The sequence below is a fragment of the Paenibacillus sp. fava2 genome (genome assembly GCF_058313675.1).
Map to the genome: position 1 here is coordinate 775,117 of NZ_CM177755.1, position 16,456 is coordinate 791,572.

Annotated in this window: 18 protein-coding genes; 12 read left to right on the plus strand and 6 right to left on the minus strand. The window is 44.7% G+C overall.

Annotated features, from left to right (window positions below; genetic code table 11):
- Positions 1-32: 32 nt before the first annotated feature.
- Both AC4G46_RS03520 and AC4G46_RS03525 read left to right on the plus strand, forming a co-directional pair.
- Entirely contained in the window at positions 33-1,856 is a 1,824-nt protein-coding gene (locus AC4G46_RS03520; protein WP_491126710.1) for a sensor histidine kinase, read from the plus strand.
- The gene (locus AC4G46_RS03525) at positions 1,837-2,439 is read left to right on the plus strand and encodes a response regulator transcription factor (protein ID WP_491126711.1); all 603 of its coding nucleotides are present in this window, start codon (positions 1,837-1,839) and stop codon (positions 2,437-2,439) included. The genes AC4G46_RS03520 and AC4G46_RS03525 overlap by 20 nt, the downstream gene beginning before the upstream one ends.
- A gap of 37 nt (positions 2,440-2,476) precedes the next feature.
- On the opposite strand, the gene AC4G46_RS03530 is transcribed toward AC4G46_RS03525, so the two are convergent.
- The 3 genes from AC4G46_RS03530 to AC4G46_RS03540 all read right to left on the minus strand — a co-directional run bounded on the left by AC4G46_RS03530 (position 2,477) and on the right by AC4G46_RS03540 (position 4,812).
- Positions 2,477-3,253 carry an ABC transporter permease gene (locus AC4G46_RS03530; protein WP_491126712.1) on the minus strand — a complete coding sequence of 259 codons (777 nt, stop codon included), beginning with the start codon at positions 3,251-3,253 and terminating at the stop codon, positions 2,477-2,479.
- The gene (locus AC4G46_RS03535) at positions 3,250-4,143 is read right to left on the minus strand and encodes an ATP-binding cassette domain-containing protein (RefSeq protein ID WP_491126713.1); all 894 of its coding nucleotides are present in this window, start codon (positions 4,141-4,143) and stop codon (positions 3,250-3,252) included. The genes AC4G46_RS03530 and AC4G46_RS03535 overlap by 4 nt, the downstream gene beginning before the upstream one ends.
- A gap of 132 nt (positions 4,144-4,275) precedes the next feature.
- Positions 4,276-4,812 (minus strand): NAD(P)H-dependent oxidoreductase, encoded by a 537-nt coding sequence (locus AC4G46_RS03540; protein WP_491126714.1) that lies wholly within the window; start codon positions 4,810-4,812, stop codon positions 4,276-4,278.
- A gap of 183 nt (positions 4,813-4,995) precedes the next feature.
- On the opposite strand from AC4G46_RS03540, the gene AC4G46_RS03545 reads away from it, so the two are divergent.
- The 3 genes from AC4G46_RS03545 to AC4G46_RS03555 all read left to right on the plus strand — a co-directional run bounded on the left by AC4G46_RS03545 (position 4,996) and on the right by AC4G46_RS03555 (position 7,240).
- Complete coding sequence (locus tag AC4G46_RS03545) at positions 4,996-5,364, plus strand: winged helix-turn-helix transcriptional regulator (protein WP_491126715.1); 369 nt, start codon at positions 4,996-4,998, stop codon at positions 5,362-5,364.
- Complete coding sequence (locus tag AC4G46_RS03550; RefSeq protein ID WP_491126716.1) at positions 5,364-6,707, plus strand: hypothetical protein; 1,344 nt, start codon at positions 5,364-5,366, stop codon at positions 6,705-6,707. Before AC4G46_RS03545 ends, AC4G46_RS03550 begins: the two co-directional genes overlap by 1 nt.
- Positions 6,708-6,769: 62 nt before the next feature.
- Positions 6,770-7,240: a GNAT family N-acetyltransferase gene (locus AC4G46_RS03555; protein ID WP_491126717.1), complete on the plus strand. Its 471-nt coding sequence runs from the start codon at positions 6,770-6,772 to the stop codon at positions 7,238-7,240.
- Positions 7,241-7,288: 48 nt separating this feature from the next.
- On the opposite strand, the gene AC4G46_RS03560 is transcribed toward AC4G46_RS03555, so the two are convergent.
- From AC4G46_RS03560 to AC4G46_RS03570, 3 genes are all read right to left on the minus strand, one after another.
- Positions 7,289-7,942 (minus strand): phosphotransferase enzyme family protein, encoded by a 654-nt coding sequence (locus tag AC4G46_RS03560; protein WP_491126718.1) that lies wholly within the window; start codon positions 7,940-7,942, stop codon positions 7,289-7,291.
- A gap of 4 nt (positions 7,943-7,946) precedes the next feature.
- Entirely contained in the window at positions 7,947-8,270 is a 324-nt protein-coding gene (locus AC4G46_RS03565; RefSeq protein ID WP_491126719.1) for a hypothetical protein, read from the minus strand.
- Positions 8,271-8,392: 122 nt separating this feature from the next.
- On the minus strand, positions 8,393-8,833 hold the full coding sequence (locus AC4G46_RS03570) for a VOC family protein (RefSeq protein WP_491126720.1): 441 nt from the start codon (positions 8,831-8,833) through the stop codon (positions 8,393-8,395).
- A gap of 217 nt (positions 8,834-9,050) precedes the next feature.
- Here AC4G46_RS03570 and AC4G46_RS03575 point away from each other — a divergent pair, with 217 nt between their 5' ends.
- From AC4G46_RS03575 to AC4G46_RS03605, 7 genes are all read left to right on the plus strand, one after another.
- Complete coding sequence (locus AC4G46_RS03575; RefSeq protein ID WP_491126721.1) at positions 9,051-10,073, plus strand: siderophore ABC transporter substrate-binding protein; 1,023 nt, start codon at positions 9,051-9,053, stop codon at positions 10,071-10,073.
- A gap of 19 nt (positions 10,074-10,092) precedes the next feature.
- Positions 10,093-11,109, plus strand: coding sequence for an ABC transporter permease (locus tag AC4G46_RS03580; protein ID WP_491126722.1), 1,017 nt, complete (start codon positions 10,093-10,095; stop codon positions 11,107-11,109).
- Positions 11,106-12,170: an iron chelate uptake ABC transporter family permease subunit gene (locus tag AC4G46_RS03585; protein ID WP_491126723.1), complete on the plus strand. Its 1,065-nt coding sequence runs from the start codon at positions 11,106-11,108 to the stop codon at positions 12,168-12,170. The genes AC4G46_RS03580 and AC4G46_RS03585 overlap by 4 nt, the downstream gene beginning before the upstream one ends.
- Positions 12,167-12,919, plus strand: coding sequence for an iron ABC transporter ATP-binding protein (locus AC4G46_RS03590; protein ID WP_491126724.1), 753 nt, complete (start codon positions 12,167-12,169; stop codon positions 12,917-12,919). The genes AC4G46_RS03585 and AC4G46_RS03590 overlap by 4 nt, the downstream gene beginning before the upstream one ends.
- A 255-nt stretch (positions 12,920-13,174) precedes the next feature.
- Entirely contained in the window at positions 13,175-14,158 is a 984-nt protein-coding gene (locus AC4G46_RS03595) for a tRNA dihydrouridine synthase (protein ID WP_491126725.1), read from the plus strand.
- A gap of 94 nt (positions 14,159-14,252) precedes the next feature.
- Positions 14,253-14,822 carry an SF0329 family protein gene (locus AC4G46_RS03600; RefSeq protein WP_491126726.1) on the plus strand — a complete coding sequence of 190 codons (570 nt, stop codon included), beginning with the start codon at positions 14,253-14,255 and terminating at the stop codon, positions 14,820-14,822.
- A 261-nt stretch (positions 14,823-15,083) separates the two neighbouring features.
- Complete coding sequence (locus tag AC4G46_RS03605) at positions 15,084-16,151, plus strand: TIGR03032 family protein (RefSeq protein ID WP_491126727.1); 1,068 nt, start codon at positions 15,084-15,086, stop codon at positions 16,149-16,151.
- The last annotated feature ends 305 nt before the right edge of the window (positions 16,152-16,456 follow it).

Genomic DNA, 16,456 nt, shown 5'->3' on the forward strand with positions numbered 1-16,456 from the left:
GAAAGCACAGCCAGAAGAGCAGGAGCCATCCAATGCCGCATAAAATATCCGGAACCCACATGCACGCCAGCACCAAAATGCTATTTTTTATTTACTCCGTTGTTTTAGTGTTAATTTGCCTATTTCAAAATAAAGTGATCGTTCTTCCGGCGCATTACCTGTTTGTGTTTGTGATCGGTAACGTACTGCTGTGCATCTATTTGTTTTTTGCCAATGGTGCAAAGCCGGAATACTATATTCCCATTCATCTTTTTTTATGGATGTTTTTGTTTTATGAGAGCCACCCTTATTTAATTTATAGCTCAGCTTTTATTTTTATCACAGTGTCTATTTATTATATGAGGCGAAAGGCCATTCAGCCTTGGATTAAAATGCTACATTATATCGCCCTGTTAGCCAGCATAGTGGCGGCATTTGCGCTAAATCCGGTCCTATTATTTACGGTCTGCACTCTATATGCCATTGTGATGGTGCTGCATGCAGAGCTGAATACGATGCAAAAATGGAACGTGATTATATTAGGGTTACTACATAGCTTAGCGATTGCAGCCTGCGTGTCCCCGGTTCTTTTTCCTTATCAGGAAAATACCATTTTCACATTGCCGGTGAGCTTTCTGATCTTTGTTATGTATGTGGTGTCAGCGACAATACAACAGGTGTTATTCCGCATACTTTACTCTGAAGCTATTATTTTCCTATGTATGACAGGTATGTTGTTTGGCTACTCCATAGCCAGCTATAAGCGGGTTTATTCAGGTGACAGCAGCCCGTTCGCAGTTTATTTAGCAGGCAGCCTGATGTTATTAGTGATCGCCTTTGCAGTATGCTTCCATATACAGCGGGTAATCCAAGCTAAGTATGCAACACTCCAGGACGGGCTGGGTGACTGGTTCGTGAAGCAATGGGAGGATGCACTTAGCCAGCAGGAGAAGGGATTGTCCTGGTCTGGTTTTGATTCCAAGCTGGCCCCTATGTTTCCGAATGACGGCATCAAAGTCTTATATCAGGACGAGGTCATGTACACCAGCGGCGTCTTTCTTGAACCTGAGTTTAAGTCAGGCAAGTCGCTTTATGCAGGAGAAGTCCAGCTGTTGATTCACGAAACCCATACACACCAGTCCTTCACGCCCAGGCACTACTATACGGCATACGCCTTAACCCGGTATATGCAGGACAAGCTTAGCCAATGGGAAGAGATGGGCAGGATGAAGCTGCCGGATGCTGAACAAGGCGAGAATTTCAGTGAGGAGCTTAGATTCCGCAAAGAGGTCACGTATTATCTGCACGATAACATTCTGCAAAACATCATTGCGACCAAAAATATCGTAGCCACTTTACCAACAGAGCAGTCTGCGCTGAAGGAACTGGCGGTAGAAACCTTGGGTGAACTGAATACGTCGATACGCTCGCAAATGCATGAGATTTATCCGTCTACCCTTGCTGATCTGTCTTTTGAGCGGAATATTCATATCCTGCTTGATGAGATGCGTAAGCGGTATGGCAGCATTCCAAATCCCCATATTCAGTATGAAATTTTCGAGCGGATGGATGAGCAGTCTGCGTATTTATTGTACCGTACGTTGCAGGAACTCCTGACGAACACCTGTAAATATGCGGAGGCCAATCAGATCTGGATTCATTTGTATACCGCGGACCACTGGATTATGGAAGTGAAAGAGGATGGCAAGCCACTCGTGCAGGAGGACATGGAGGGTAAAATTAAGCATTTGGGGATATCCAGCTTGAAGCAGCAGGCGGGCTCGCTTGGAGGCGCTTTTGAATGGGCCCAGCACGAGGATTATAAGTTGTTCACACTACGACTTCCAAGGAGAACACATGAAGGTACTCTTATTTGATGATCATAAGCTGTTTGCAAAAAGCCTGGAAATTGTCATGGCGAACCATATCGATGAATTTCTGTGCTTCCAGACACCGGACAACATAACGGAAATTGTGCAGCAGGAAAAGCCCGATTTGATTCTGCTGGATATTCATATGGGCACTTATAGCGGACTCGATGTGTGCCGGGAGGTGCTATACCATTTTCCTGAGCAGAAGGTCGCCTTTTTATCCGGATACAATCTGCATGAATACAATCTGGAAGCGAAGCGCATGGGGGCCAAGGGCTTTTTAGATAAAAATATGTCCGTTGAACATCTGATCGACAGCATCAAGCAGCTCGAGCAGGGCGGCACCATCTTTATGGAAAATAAGGATGATGATGTGATTGAGGAGCTGACCCCGCGCGAAAAGGAGATTTTGCAGTATGCAAGCAACGGGGATACGCAGCAGGTGATTGCCGATAAGCTGTTTATCAGCAGGCGCACAGTAAACAATCATCTGATGTCGATCAACGATAAGCTGATGGTGAACTCCACCGTTGCTGCTATTGTGAAGGGGATCGAGCTGGGCGTGATTAAGCTGTCGAACAATCGGTGAAAAGGAAAAAGGCATCCGCTGTGGATGCCTTTATTATTTATTGCGCCAATGCTGCAGATGTCTTTTGGGAGAAAATAAAGCGCTGAACACAGACCGCTGCGATGACAAGCAGAGCAGAGATGGCGAGCAGGATCACGTTATCTTTAACCACACTACCGAATGCAGAGTTGCCAGTCCAAGCCGCCAGCAAAGCATTTCGTCCGTAGATGACCGGATTGATATAATACACCAGCTTTTGCAGGAACTGCGGGAACATTTCAATCGGGAACGTTAAGCCGCCAAGGAACATCTGGAACATATAAAAAGCCAAGGAGATCGGATTATAGATCGAAGCCTTTCTGAGAATAGAGGTTAACAGGAACGTAACGGCGAAATGAAACACCTCAATAACGGCAAGGGTAACAAGGACCGGGATGGTATTTTGCAGCGGGAATACGGTTCCCTTATAGAAACAAGTAAACACAATGAAAGCGACAATGACGATCAGCTGAAAGGCAAAGGTAGCCACGAATAAAGTGAAGGAGAAGCAGAGCTCGCTGACACCCATGAACTTGAATTTTTGCAGGTTGCCGCTTTCCCTCGCCTGTACATAAAACGTGCCGAACACACTAATAACTGCATTGCCTATAATAATGATAATGTACAGCGGGATAAGCAGGTCAGATAATGACGAGCCGCTGAACTCCACATTTTGCAGCATATATCCGAATAAAATATAAAAGCCGATCGGCATCAAGAAGGCCATAAGGACAGACGATTTATCTCTGAACAACAGCTTGAAATTATATTTGGTTAAGCTTATTACGGGTTTCATTTGGTTTCTCCTTTCTCGTCCAGCTCATAGCCAATCATTTTTAGAAAAGCATCCTCAAACGTCCGTTTCTGCAGCTGGATATCGTATCCCCCGCATATTTTCAGGTTATCGAATACAGCCTTTTCGTTTTCTTCTTTGTATTCAATCATTAGTTTATTGCTTTGCTGCTTATACGCATATTTCAGGGAGGAGAAGCTGAAGCTGGAATCCACAAGACAGGTCGCTAGTTTATGCCCCGCAAAGGCATCATTGATCAGATCAGGAACAGTCCCCTGCAGCTTGACCATACCCTGTTCAAGGACAATCACATAGTCGGACAAGTACTCCACCTCATCTAAAAAGTGGCTGGTCAGCAGCATACTGACGCCTTTTTCCTTGCGGATTTTGTTCAGGAGATCCCAAATCATTCTGCGGGACATCACGTCCAGTCCTGTCGTAAGCTCATCGAGAATAATTAGCTTAGGATTGCCGATAGTCGCCAGCAGCACCGCGATTTTTTGCTTTTCCCCGCCGGACAGCTTCTCAAGAAAGGAATTCTTAAAGGGCAGCATTTGCACACTTTGCAGAAGCTCATCCACCGTCTCCCGGCTATCCAGCAGTTCAATATAGAGCTGTACAATATCCTTCACCTTGGCGTTTTTTTCGAACGTGGATGTCTGAGTCTGCACCCGGATGTATTTATAGATCTCCTTTTTATTAAAACCATATGTAATGGTGCCTGCATAGTTTAAGTTTTGCATAATGGCTTGAATCAAGGTGCTTTTTCCTGCCCCGTTATGCCCTACAATGGATACAATGCTGTTGTCTTCAATGGAGAATGAGGCTTTGGACACCGCATTATTGTTGGCTTTATGGTAACGTATGGATACGTCCTGTACATTTAATATCATAGTTGATGAGCTCCTTTCGTTGCTTACAAGAGCTATTCTATATGAATCATGAACAGGGGGCATGAGTAATTTGTGCAAAGTTGGAACAGCAAAGAAGTCAAAGCCATTCGTTAGCAGGTTACTCCCGCTTAGTCACTGCCATCTATACTTATTAATATAGCTGATATAATCCCTTGCACTTTGATCTATTTCCGCATCGCTGGCCTGAAAGGAAGCTCCGAAGACGGCGAAATATGGTAATGCTACTGCACCTACATGTTTTATGCTGGCTTTGAAAGGCGTCGTAACCTGATCTACGGTAAAAGAAACGGAGCCCTCAGGCAGATAATTTTCCTGCTTATCCCCGATGGACATGGCGAGGCCCAGCCTCTTCCCTTTAAGTCTGTCGCCTTTTGAACCGTAGGCCCATCCGTGAGTGAAGACATCATCAAACCACTTCTTCAATAAAGGCGGATAGCTGTACCAATATAGCGGGAATTGAAAGACAATATGGTCATGTGCCTCTAATCGTTGTTGCTCGGCTGGAACATCAATGCTCCAGTCAGGATACACTTTGTAAAGCTCGTGAAGGGTAACATCGTTTGGATATTGCAGCAGCTCTTCTTTCCATCTCAGGTTTACCCTTGAACCCTCCAGATTGGGATGCGCCAGAATCACCAGTGTCTTCATAATGAAATCTCCTTTAACCCCGTATAGTTGATATCAACATTATGTTGCAGGCTTTGGTAAATGAAAATACACACAATAAAGTAAGATGGTTACCTCAAAGTGTGTACTAGACTCGACCAGACAAGTAATGGGATAATAAATCTTTTAACTGGCTTAGTAGATCAGCATGGACGGGGGGATTTAATGAAGCAATATCATCTGGGAATAGAGGCGACTCTGGAGATTATCGGCGGCAAATGGAAAGCGTTGATCATATGTTTACTGATGTCCGGCACGAAGAGAACCAGCGAGCTACAGCACAGTATTCCCGGTATTTCGCAAAAGGTGCTGATCCAGCAGCTTCGTGAGCTTGAAAGGGACGGGCTGGTAAAACGGTTTGTCTATCAGCAGATGCCGCCAAAAGTCGAATATAGCCTGACGGAATATGGCGTTACAGCCAATAGAATCATTGACGTGATGTGCTCCTGGGGCAAAGAGAATATTCAGATCAGACAGGAACGGGGAGAAGCTATTATTTTGCTGGAGGAGCAGCCGCCGGAGGTCAGCGATTGATGGGAAGGAAATGGACCAAAACTCAATTTAAAGAGGCTTTTAAACGGGGACTGGGTAGTTCATATCTCATGTTAAAAGAGAGCAATAACCGTGATAAATACATGGATATTGTCCTTTGGTGCTGTCTTCGTAATACCTGCTATGATATGCAAAGTGAGGGCGGGCGTGGAAGCTTTTTATATCAGGCTATTTGTCTTTACGAGGATAAGAGCTATTTTGAAGAGGGAATCATCCGGAAGTTTATGCAAAAGAATCTGGATACAGGGCTATTCAGTCAGCTCTGCGAGCTTCAATATCTGTTTGCAGCAGATGGCAGCAATAAAGCGAGGGAGGCGTTATATGAAAAATATAATGCACTGCTCGGATCACTCTCTCGCAATAACAATCCTGTTGTAAAGGAAAATTTGGAATGTCTATGTGTATGGCTAACCTCTCTGGATGGCTTTCCTGCGTTTAAGAGCATTGTTATACAGCTTGGAGAGTATGCATTCAATAACAGTGAAGCTGCTAATATGGATTGGTTCTACTCAAACGCGAAAAATAAGTTCGGAGCTAAACGTGTCGATACATTTTTGCATAACAATACGGCTAAATCTGATTATGTAAAAGCCTTTCTTAACTCCGTATCACACACCGGAATTCAAGAGAAACGAAGTACTGAGCCGCCGGCATTAGAGGAAATAATTGAAGCGGCCAAGGAGAAGCAGGGCGGGTTCCGCAGCCGGGGGCTGGCACTCTGTTTTTCAAGGACCGCTACAGAAGATGAGCTGCTTAGATTAGCAGAATACGCTGTTCAGGAAACCGATCTGGAAATAAAGCTGGAACTGTTGTGGACGTTTAGAAAGGTACGTTTTCCGCTGGACGAGCAGTTTATTTTCGAGCTAACCGAAAGTGATAATGAAGCGATACGCGACGCCGCTTTTGAGATGCTGCAGCATTTACCGTCAGACCGGATTCACGGCTATGCGATAAACCTTATTAAGCAAAAGAAAGAGCTCGCAAATGCGCTAAGTCTTCTATGCTATTGCTTTAAGTCAGAGGATGAAACGATTCTGCTCGAAGGTATTCAAAGCCTCCCAGTAACGTATGAGGATGGGGAATGGCATGGTGTCTTTATGGACGCTGAGAAGTTATTTGACAACCGATCGCTTAAAATGAATTCATCATTATTTACCTATATGTACAGACAAACGCTGTGTTCCTATTGCCGTCATAAACTGATTCTCAAAATGTTTAAGCAGAAAATTCTTTCCCAAGAAATACTGGAAGAATGCGTACATGACAGCTACGGGGATACAAGGGATTTTGCGATACGCAGACTAGGGAAGAAGCCGGGAAAATAGCCGCGGATCGGGGCTTGGAGAACTGATTACAAGTACATAATTTACATAGGGGTGAAATGAACATGGGGAACAAGAGGGTCACTCAGATTTGTGATAATAATGATAAAAAGATTATAGCCCGTGAAATACTCGAAGCGCTGCCGGACTGGTTTGGGATTCCGGAAGCAAGGGAGGATTATATTCTAGAAAGTGTCGATCAAGCGTTTTTTGTGGCAAAAGAAAGCCGGCAAGCAATAGGATTTCTGTGTCTAAAAGAAACAGGTAAAGATACAGTAGAACTTGCCGTAATGGGTGTTCTAGAAGAATTTCATCGTCATGGCATTGGGCGGGAATTATTTAAGGCAGCTAAAGAATATGCAGCAGATAAGCACTATTCTTTTATACAAGTGAAAACGGTCCAGATGGGCCGATATGAAGAATATGATAATACAAACAGATTCTATTTAAGCCTTGGTTTTAAGGAGCTTGAAGTGTTTCCGACGCTGTGGGGTGAACAGAACCCATGCCAAATCTATGTGATGGCCATAAGCTGAAACGATAATTCACCCGCTCTGCAGCTCCTTCAGTAACTTTTTTGCAGCTTATTCCCAGTAAGGTCTGCCGCTAAAGAGGAACGATTGACCGTTCATGTACGCACTAACCTCTCTGCCGGCTAATTTACCAATATGATCAGGCAGCCATTCCTGCCAGTCAGGCAGACCCAGCCAGAAATTCATGGTTTCAAGCTGCGCTGCAATAAAAAAGCCCTCCAATAGCTCAACATAGCTATCCGGCAACGGATAATACCGTGCATACGACTGAAGCAGCTGGTCTCTAAATGCAGGATGGATATAGGAAAATGTCCAGCCAAGATCAATTAAATAGTAACCAAACCCGCAAGCGCCAAAGTCGATCGGCCGCACTCCTTTTCCATGAAACACAAGGTTACTTGGAATTAAATCCGCATGAATCATTCCCCAACTGCCGGCGGTTCTTTCAATAGTGTTCATCATTGCAATGACTCGTTGACCGGCTTGCTGAAGAAGCGCTGTATCATCGGCGTTAAGCATACCTGCATCAGATCGCTCCCCAAGCTTGTCCAAGGATTGCAATATACGGGAGCTGTCAAAGGAAGGGCGTTCGAATACACTTGGGATGCTCCAATTCGAGGCTTGTCTATGTAGTTTGCCGGTCATTTCCCCTATAGCCGCCGCGTCCTCTACTGTAGGAATAAAAGGCTTCTGCTCACCGTCCACCCATCTATCTTAGTAAAGTACAATTAACATCGTTCACATTCGTAATGAAATCCCCGTGGTTATTCTTAAAAGGCGCCGGCACGGTTAAATCTGTTTCCAGGGCCAAGGCTTGAAGCCAGACCATTTCAGAGCGGATCACTTCCGGCTTACTCCAAAAGCCTTCAAGGGCATCCCCTTTAGATAAATGCAGGCGGAGGCTGTAACTGTTGTTATCCGGGTCAGTGACCTTATAGATCGTATTTCCGCTTTGCGCTATAAACTCTATCGATTTGCAGGTTATCGAGTAGCTATTTAATGCATCCATCGCGATACTCAAATGTTCATTCAACGTTGAGTCACTCCCTCGTACAAATGTATGGGATTACAATAGCACATCTGTTGTTAAGGGAATTATGTAAAGTTTGATTATGTTTGTTTTTGGCTGCCTAATTTAATCTGTGATACAGCTACTCAGTTCAGAAAAGAATCTTTGAATTCATCCGTAGCATCCCATTGGGACCACGCAGCTTCAAGGAGATTGCCCTGGTCATCTTTAAAATAGAAGTATTTGGCCTCGCCGTTTCCTAAGGTGCGGATTTCCTGAACCTCGACTTGATGATCGCTTAGATATTGATGGGTATATTCAATGTCCGGACAATTTATAGTAAGCACGGGATAGGGGGAACCGTTTCTGGCGATATAAAGAGGTTTATCCTCTGTCGTCTGGACAAGGACAATTGCAATGGCGTGCTTATGGGGGAAGTGAAGAATAGAGATTAGCGAGCCTCTGTCTTCAAAGGTTTCGATCAGCTTTAACCTGAGGTTCTGAGTATACCAAAGCGTGGTGCGTTCGATATTGGTCGTAGGCAGATATACATATCCAACTTGTGTAGACAGAAAATGATTTGACATAATTCCCTCCTGTATCCCAATCCTTTTATTGCATTTTATTAAAAACTATGGAACTTTGCAACTTAATACCCTGTAAAGCAGGAAATAAAGGGGTTGATTATATTTCTCGAGCTGGTATACTGTGTAAGTGAAATTGATAATCATTATCATTATATTTTTGCAGGATAAATGATTAGATTTTCTACAAAGTATACATACAGGGAGAGGGGTATAAGGAATGAAGAGGTTAAATTTATCTGTAATAATGGTGGTTTTGGTTGTGATGCTGGCGGCTTGCTCAAGCTCAAATAATACAGCAGCAACTGATGGGAATGCGAACGCAGCTGCTGAGGCTACCAATACTCCACAAGCTACTACCGTTGAAATCACTGATGCCCATGGAACGGTTACGGTTCCTGTAAATCCTAAGAATGTTGTTGCTCTGGATAATAGAACCTTTGAAACGCTGGCGAGCTGGGATATTCAATTAGCTGCTGTTCCTAAGGGGGTAATGCCTGCGGATTCACCATATGTGGCGGATGAGAATGTTCAGGATATCGGGAACCACGGTGAGCCCAAGCTTGAAATCATCGCAGCGGTAGAGCCTGAGCTTGTCATTGTTGGCCAAAGATTCTCCGGCTTTTATGAAGATATCAAGAAGCTGGTACCGAATGCCGCTGTTATTGATCTTACCTTCGATGTCTCCGAAGAAGCCGGTGCTCCTGGAGAAAATCTGGTGAACGGACTGAAGCAGGCTACGACTACGCTGGGACAGATTTTTGATAAGAATGATGAGGCTAAGCAACTGACAGCTGATTTGGATCAAGCCATCGAAAAGGCCAAGTCTGCTTATAACGGAACGGATAAAGTGATGAGCATTATCGTATCCGGCGGAGATATCGGCTTCTCAGCTCCTCACTCCGGACGCGTCTGGGGACCGCTTTATGATATTTTTGGATGGACTCCGGCGTTAGAGGTTGCAGAATCCTCCACAAATCATCAGGGAGATGAAATTTCCGTTGAAGCTATTGCACAGAGCAATCCTGATTGGCTGATGGTACTGGATCGCGATGCTGCCATCAATTCTACAGAAGAGAAGGTTCCTGCCCAGGACGTAATTGATAAGGCTCCTGCTCTTCAGAACACTACCGCAGTTACTGCAGGCAACATCGTGTATGCACCAAATGACACGTATACAAATGAATCATTGCAGACTTTTATAGAAGTATTTAATAGCATTGCAGAAGCATTTGCCAAGTAATGTAAAGGGGTACGGAATAGTGTCAAAACATATTACTTCCGGGGTTGAGAGCTACTCTCAACCCCAGTTCTATAATTACAATAGAATATGGACAATACCATTTATACTGGCTGTAATCGTTGTTATCATTTTGGGGATAATCTCGCTGTTCACCGGAGTATATGATATACGCGGGCAGGCGGATGGGATGGAGATGTTCTTCATCACCCGTGTTCCAAGAACGGTTGCCTTAATGCTTACCGGGGCTGCGATGGCCATGACGGGACTCGTCATGCAGCTGATTACACAGAACCGGTTTGTTGAACCTACTACAACAGGAACTACGGAATGGGCAGGCCTGGGACTCCTGGTTGTCTATTTATTTGTTCCGGCACCAACTTTGTTTGCCAGAATGACGGGGGCAATCCTTTTTTCCTTTATAGGAACGATGATTTTCTTTTTATTCTTAAGAAGGGTCAGGCTGCGTTCGTCTTTAATTGTCCCGATCATCGGCCTGATGCTTGGAGCTGTGATTTCGGCACTATCCACTTTCCTGGGGCTCCATTTTCAAATGTCGCAGATTATTGAAAGCTGGTTTGTTGGCTCTTTCGCAGCTGTTCAAGTGGGAAGATATGAATATTTGTGGATCATCGTTATCGTCAGCATTCTTATTTTTATATGTGCGAACAGATTGACGTTAGCCGGGCTGGGGGAAGATGTAGCCACAAGCCTTGGTCTGAATTACAACAGGCTGCTTCTGCTTGCTAATGGTCTTATTACTGTTGCGGTTGGAGTGGTCGCCGCTGTTATTGGGAACCTGCCTTTTCTGGGATTGATTGTCCCCAATATTGTCTCCATGTACAGAGGCGATGATCTGAGGAGCAATCTGCCCTGGGTCTGTGTGATCGGGATGGGAGCTATAACGCTTTGTGACATCATTTCCCGCGTCATTATTATGCCTTTTGAAGTGCCGGTCTCCTTAATCCTGGGTACAGTGGGAGCGGCCGTATTCATTACTCTTTTATTGAGACAAAGAAGACCAAGGAGGTCAAGATGAACGCATTGGAATACCGGAGAATTGAAAATGCGGGAATCGGTAATGGCCTCCAGCATGACAAGAGATCAGCCAGCGCCTTCCGCTCCCGGAAAGAGGAAAAACGTTATTGGATCATCCTGATCACGCTGATTGCTTTGGGTGCACTTTCCTCGTACGGACTGTTAATGTATAACAACCCGGTTCGGATAGATTCGCCATCCTTTATTCCTGTTGTTACCAGGAGAGTGGTGGCATTGGTTGCAATGATTATTGCTGCGGTGTGCCATAGCTTATCAACCGTGGCTTTTCAATCCATTACGAATAACCGGATTATAACGCCGTCCCTGTTAGGCTTTGAATCGCTGTACTCCACCATTCATACAAGTACCATGTTCTTCTTTGGGGCGGGTGCCCTGGTTAACTTTAGCGGTATTGGGTCCTATTTATTTCAGGTTACGGTTATGGTCCTGATGAGCCTGATCCTGTATGGCTGGCTGTTATCCGGAAAATACGGCAATCTGCAGCTGATGCTGCTGATTGGAATCATCATTGGAGCAGGACTCAATTCGGTATCCTCCTTTATGAGAAGGCTGCTTGCGCCGTCTGAGTTCGATCTGCTGCAGTCCCGGTTGTTTGGCTCTGTTAATAATGCGGATGCTTCATATTTTCCGGTTGTCATTCCTGTGGTTATCCTTATAGCCATATTATTTATAGCCTATTCCAAGAAATTGAATGTATTGTCGCTCGGCAAAGATGTCTCTGCAACATTTGGAGTGAACTATCAGTCCAGCATCATTTATACGCTCATACTGGTTTCCGTTCTGATGTCTATTTCAACGTCACTAGTGGGGCCCCTTACGTTCTATGGATTTTTAGTTGCAACGTTGAGTTATCAGGCGGCGCAGACATATGATCACCGGTATCTTTTTGCCATGGCGCTTGCTATAGGCTTCTTCATTCTGACGACAGCCTATTTTTTAATGTATCATGTATTTGATTCACGGGCTGTAGTATCCGTTATTATTGAACTGTTTGGCGGAATAACCTTCCTGGTTGTGATTCTGAGAAAGAGGTCGCTATGATAAAGATAAATAATGCCAGAAAGCTGTACACAGATCAGGTCACCATAGGACCGCTCAATATTGAAATTCCCAAGGCAGGCTTTACCTCTCTAATTGGACCCAATGGTGCAGGGAAGTCTACGACACTTATGATGATCGGAAGGCTGCTGGAGCTGGATGAGGGTCAGATTAGTGTGGCTAATATGGATGTTTCTGAATCGAAATCAAAGGACCTGGCCAAGATTATCACAATCCTGAGGCAAGAAAATCATTTTGTAACCAGGCTCACTGTCAGACAGCTGGCGGGATTTGGGCGTTTTCCTTATTCAAAGGGCAGATTAACGAATGAAGATGAGGCTATTATCTCAAAATATATCGACTTTCTGGATCTGACGGATCTGGAAAACCGGTATCTGGATGAGCTGTCGGGCGGACAGAGGCAAAGAGCATACGTTGCCATGGTTTTGTGCCAGGAGACGGAATATGTCCTGCTTGATGAACCGCTGAACAATCTGGATATTGCCCGCTCGGTTCAAATGATGGAGCATCTGCGGCAGGCTGCTAATGAATTTGGAAGAACCATTCTGACGGTGATGCATGATATTAATTTCGCCGCCAAATATTCAGACCGGATCTGTGCGATGAAGAATGGACAAATTGCCGCCTTTGGAACCGTAGCAGAGATTATGAAGCCGGAGATCCTGACCGCTATTTTTGATACGAAAATAGATATTCTGGAAGGGCCTTACGGTCCAATAGCCATTTATTAATGCGGATTGAATTTATTGAATTTTCCTCTTGCCATGTTATAATAAAACATGCGATAGACCGTTTCCTTTGGACAGGGCGGTCTATTTCTTTTTGAAAAGATAAGAAAGTATATATTTCACGCTATCCTTTACCCTTATCTTTCTCGCAGAAACGGATACCGTCCTGTTTAGGACGGCGCAGCCGTTTCTACTTGGGCAGCACCATAACATACGCAGGATGAATTCGGTCCTGATATCCATAGAGAGGTTATAGATATGACAACTAACTTTTGGCGTGATTTGCCGCGTCCCTTCTTTATACTGGCGCCGATGGAGGATGTGACGGATGTGGTATTTCGTCATGTTGTAAGTAAGGCGGGCCGGCCGGATGTGTTTTTCACCGAGTTTGCGAATACAGAGAGCTATTGTCACCCGGAGGGGCATCATGCGGTGCGCGGGCGGTTGACGTTTACAGAGGATGAACAGCCGATGGTCGCGCATATCTGGGGGGATAAGCCGGAATATTTCCGCCAGATGAGTATTGGGATGGCCGAGGAAGGCTTCAAAGGCATCGATATCAACATGGGTTGTCCTGTAGCGAATGTAGCGGAGAACGGGAAGGGAAGCGGGCTTATCTGCCGTCCTGAGCTTGCAGCGGAGATCATTCAGGCGGCGAAGGCCGGGGGACTGCCGGTCAGCGTGAAAACAAGACTGGGGTTCACCGAGATCGATGAATGGCGCGGCTGGTTAACCCATATTTTGCAGCAGGATATTGTGAATCTGTCGATTCATCTGCGCACCCGTGAGGAAATGAGCAAGGTGGATGCCCACTGGGAGCTGATTCCGGAGATCAAAAAGCTTCGCGACGAGATTGCACCACACACCCTGCTGACCATTAACGGGGATATTCCGGACCGGCAGACCGGTCTGAAGCTTGCTGAAGAGTATGGGGTGGACGGGATTATGATCGGGCGGGGGATTTTTCAGAATCCGTTTGCGTTTGAGCAGGAGCCGAAGGAGCACACTAGCGCGGAACTGCTGGATCTGCTGCGGCTGCATCTGGACCTCTATGATCAATATTCAGGACAGGCACCACGCTCGTTCAGCCCGCTTCAGCGGTTCTTCAAAATCTACGTCCGCGGCTTCCGCGGGGCCGGTGAATTAAGAAATACCTTAATGAACACTAAGTCAACGAGTGAAGTGCGTGCGCTGCTTGATGCTTTTGCAAGTAAGGAGCCTGAAGAGGCGGATAACGAATAGATATTATGCTGCTAAGTGGAGGATAGGCGGATTGGAGAGGGGACAATCCCCGGAGCCAGCAAGCCTGTCCTCTGTTTGGTATAGGGGGGATTACATGTCCTGGAGTAAATTGAAGCAACAGCTGGAGGGCTTTCTGAGTCCTGCGTTAAATGGAAGGGTAGAATACCGCGCGCCGGGCTACCGTTACCTGCCTGATAAATCAGGGATCTGTTACATCTCAGTCGATAAAAAGAATGTGCTCAGCATGAGCGATAAAAGTAACCCGATCAGATGGTATCAGACAGAGCTGGACATCAAAAATGATCCGGATATCCGGATTCCAGTCACAAGTGAGGACATTGAAGCGGTTAGACAAACCGTCAAGGGGCCTGTGCCGGAGGACCGCCTGATCGTAATGGCCGGCAGCCGAAAAAGCACCGAGCATGCCAAGGCGCTTTTGTCGGCACAGACAGCATTAACGAAGTCGAATTTTATCGTGGTGGCTAACAAGTTTCTGGTCACTCCGATAGAGGAGAGTATGGAGAGCAGCGACATGATGCTGAACATCCTGGCTCTGCTGGACAGACGGGTCGGGAAAAAGCGGATTCTAAGCATGGCTGAGAAGATGGAGCTGAAGCATCCGGCGGTGCAGTATTTTTATGAGCTGCGGCGGGGGACGTTGTAGAGTAAGTGATTTTCATTTGCTTGGACACTTCAAAGTCAAAAAAATAGGTGAGAAAAAGACGACGTCCCTTCGGAGAAACCGAATAGGCGTCTTTTTTTTGTGTACAGCTCATTGAGCCGCATGTTCGCAAATACTGTGCAAGTTATTCGACAATGAAGTGTCAATAAAAGAAGGAAAATCTGTTATTGTGACGAATGTTATATCTATCTATAATAGCAATCAACACCTTTCTTGAAATCGGACAGAATAGGGCGTGTTTTAATGAATCCTTTTCAATGCACACACAATGGAGAAACATTAAGCATTATGAAAGAATTAGGCATATCTATAATACTTTCGACTTATCAAGCGGGAAAAGTCATTATTTTGTCGAGCGATGGCAACCAAATGTATCAGCTTGTAAGAGATTTTGTTAGACCGATGGGTATCGCGTTAGAAGAAGATATGATGGCCATTGCCTGTGCATTGAATGTTGTTGTTTTAAAGACGGATGCGAATTTGGCTAAAACCTATCCGGATAAACCGAATACATACGATGCGTTTTATTATCCTACCATGCTGTATAGAACGGATTACGTTGATATTCATGATATTGCGTTTACGGATAGAGGGCTGGTTGGTGTAAATACGGCATATAGTTGTCTATCCAGACTGGACGGAAAATATTCTTTTGAACCAATTTGGAGACCCGATTTTATAGAAGAATATGTTCCTGAAGATTTATGTCATTTGAACGGTATGGCTGTAGATGAACATTCTTCTATTAAATATGTTACTGCATTTGGCAAAACAACTTCGAAAGAAGGCTGGAGAAAAAACAAGCTGAGCGGCGGGATTTTGCTGGATGTTCAAAAAAATGAAATCGTTTTAGAAGGGTTGCCGATGCCTCATTCTCCTCGAATCTATAAGGGAGAAGTATATTTATTGCTTTCGGCCACGGAACAATTGGTCAAAGCAGATCTTAATAATAATACCTTTACAGAGATTGCGCGTATTGATGGATTCATAAGAGGGTTAAGTTTTAAAGGGAAATACGCATTTATTGGAGTGAGTAAATTACGTAACACGCATACCTTCTCTGATTTGGAAATCTCACAAAAAAAGCTTCAGGCAGGAGTTGTTATTGTAAATATTGAAACGGGGGAGATCGTTGGAGAAATTAAATATGATAATAATGTGGATGAGTTATACGATGTGCACATATTGGATGGTGTGAATAGAGCCAATCTGTTGAATTTTCAACAATCTCTTCGTCAAAGAGCTTTGATAACGCCATTTGGCTGCAGTTGGGTAGAGAACAGCAGTAATAACGATAAGGGAGTGAATTAAATGAAAAGAAATAATAAGCGAATGAGTTTCACATCTTATCAGCAAAGCTTGTTTAGCAAGTACGAGATTGATGAAAACTACCTTCAAACGAGTAGACAAAAACGTGCTTGTCTGGAATTGCTGGAACAAGTGGATAAAAATCAGGTGCAGAATGAAGAGAGATTAATTAAGAAAATTGTCGATGCTTTTAAAGGTACCGAATGGCATAAGACAATCGCCTCTTGCATGACAGTTGCTGCGCTTATGATGATTTTGCAATCTACCCCGGTTATGGCAGATGCTGAATCCTCTTTCGTACCTTCCTC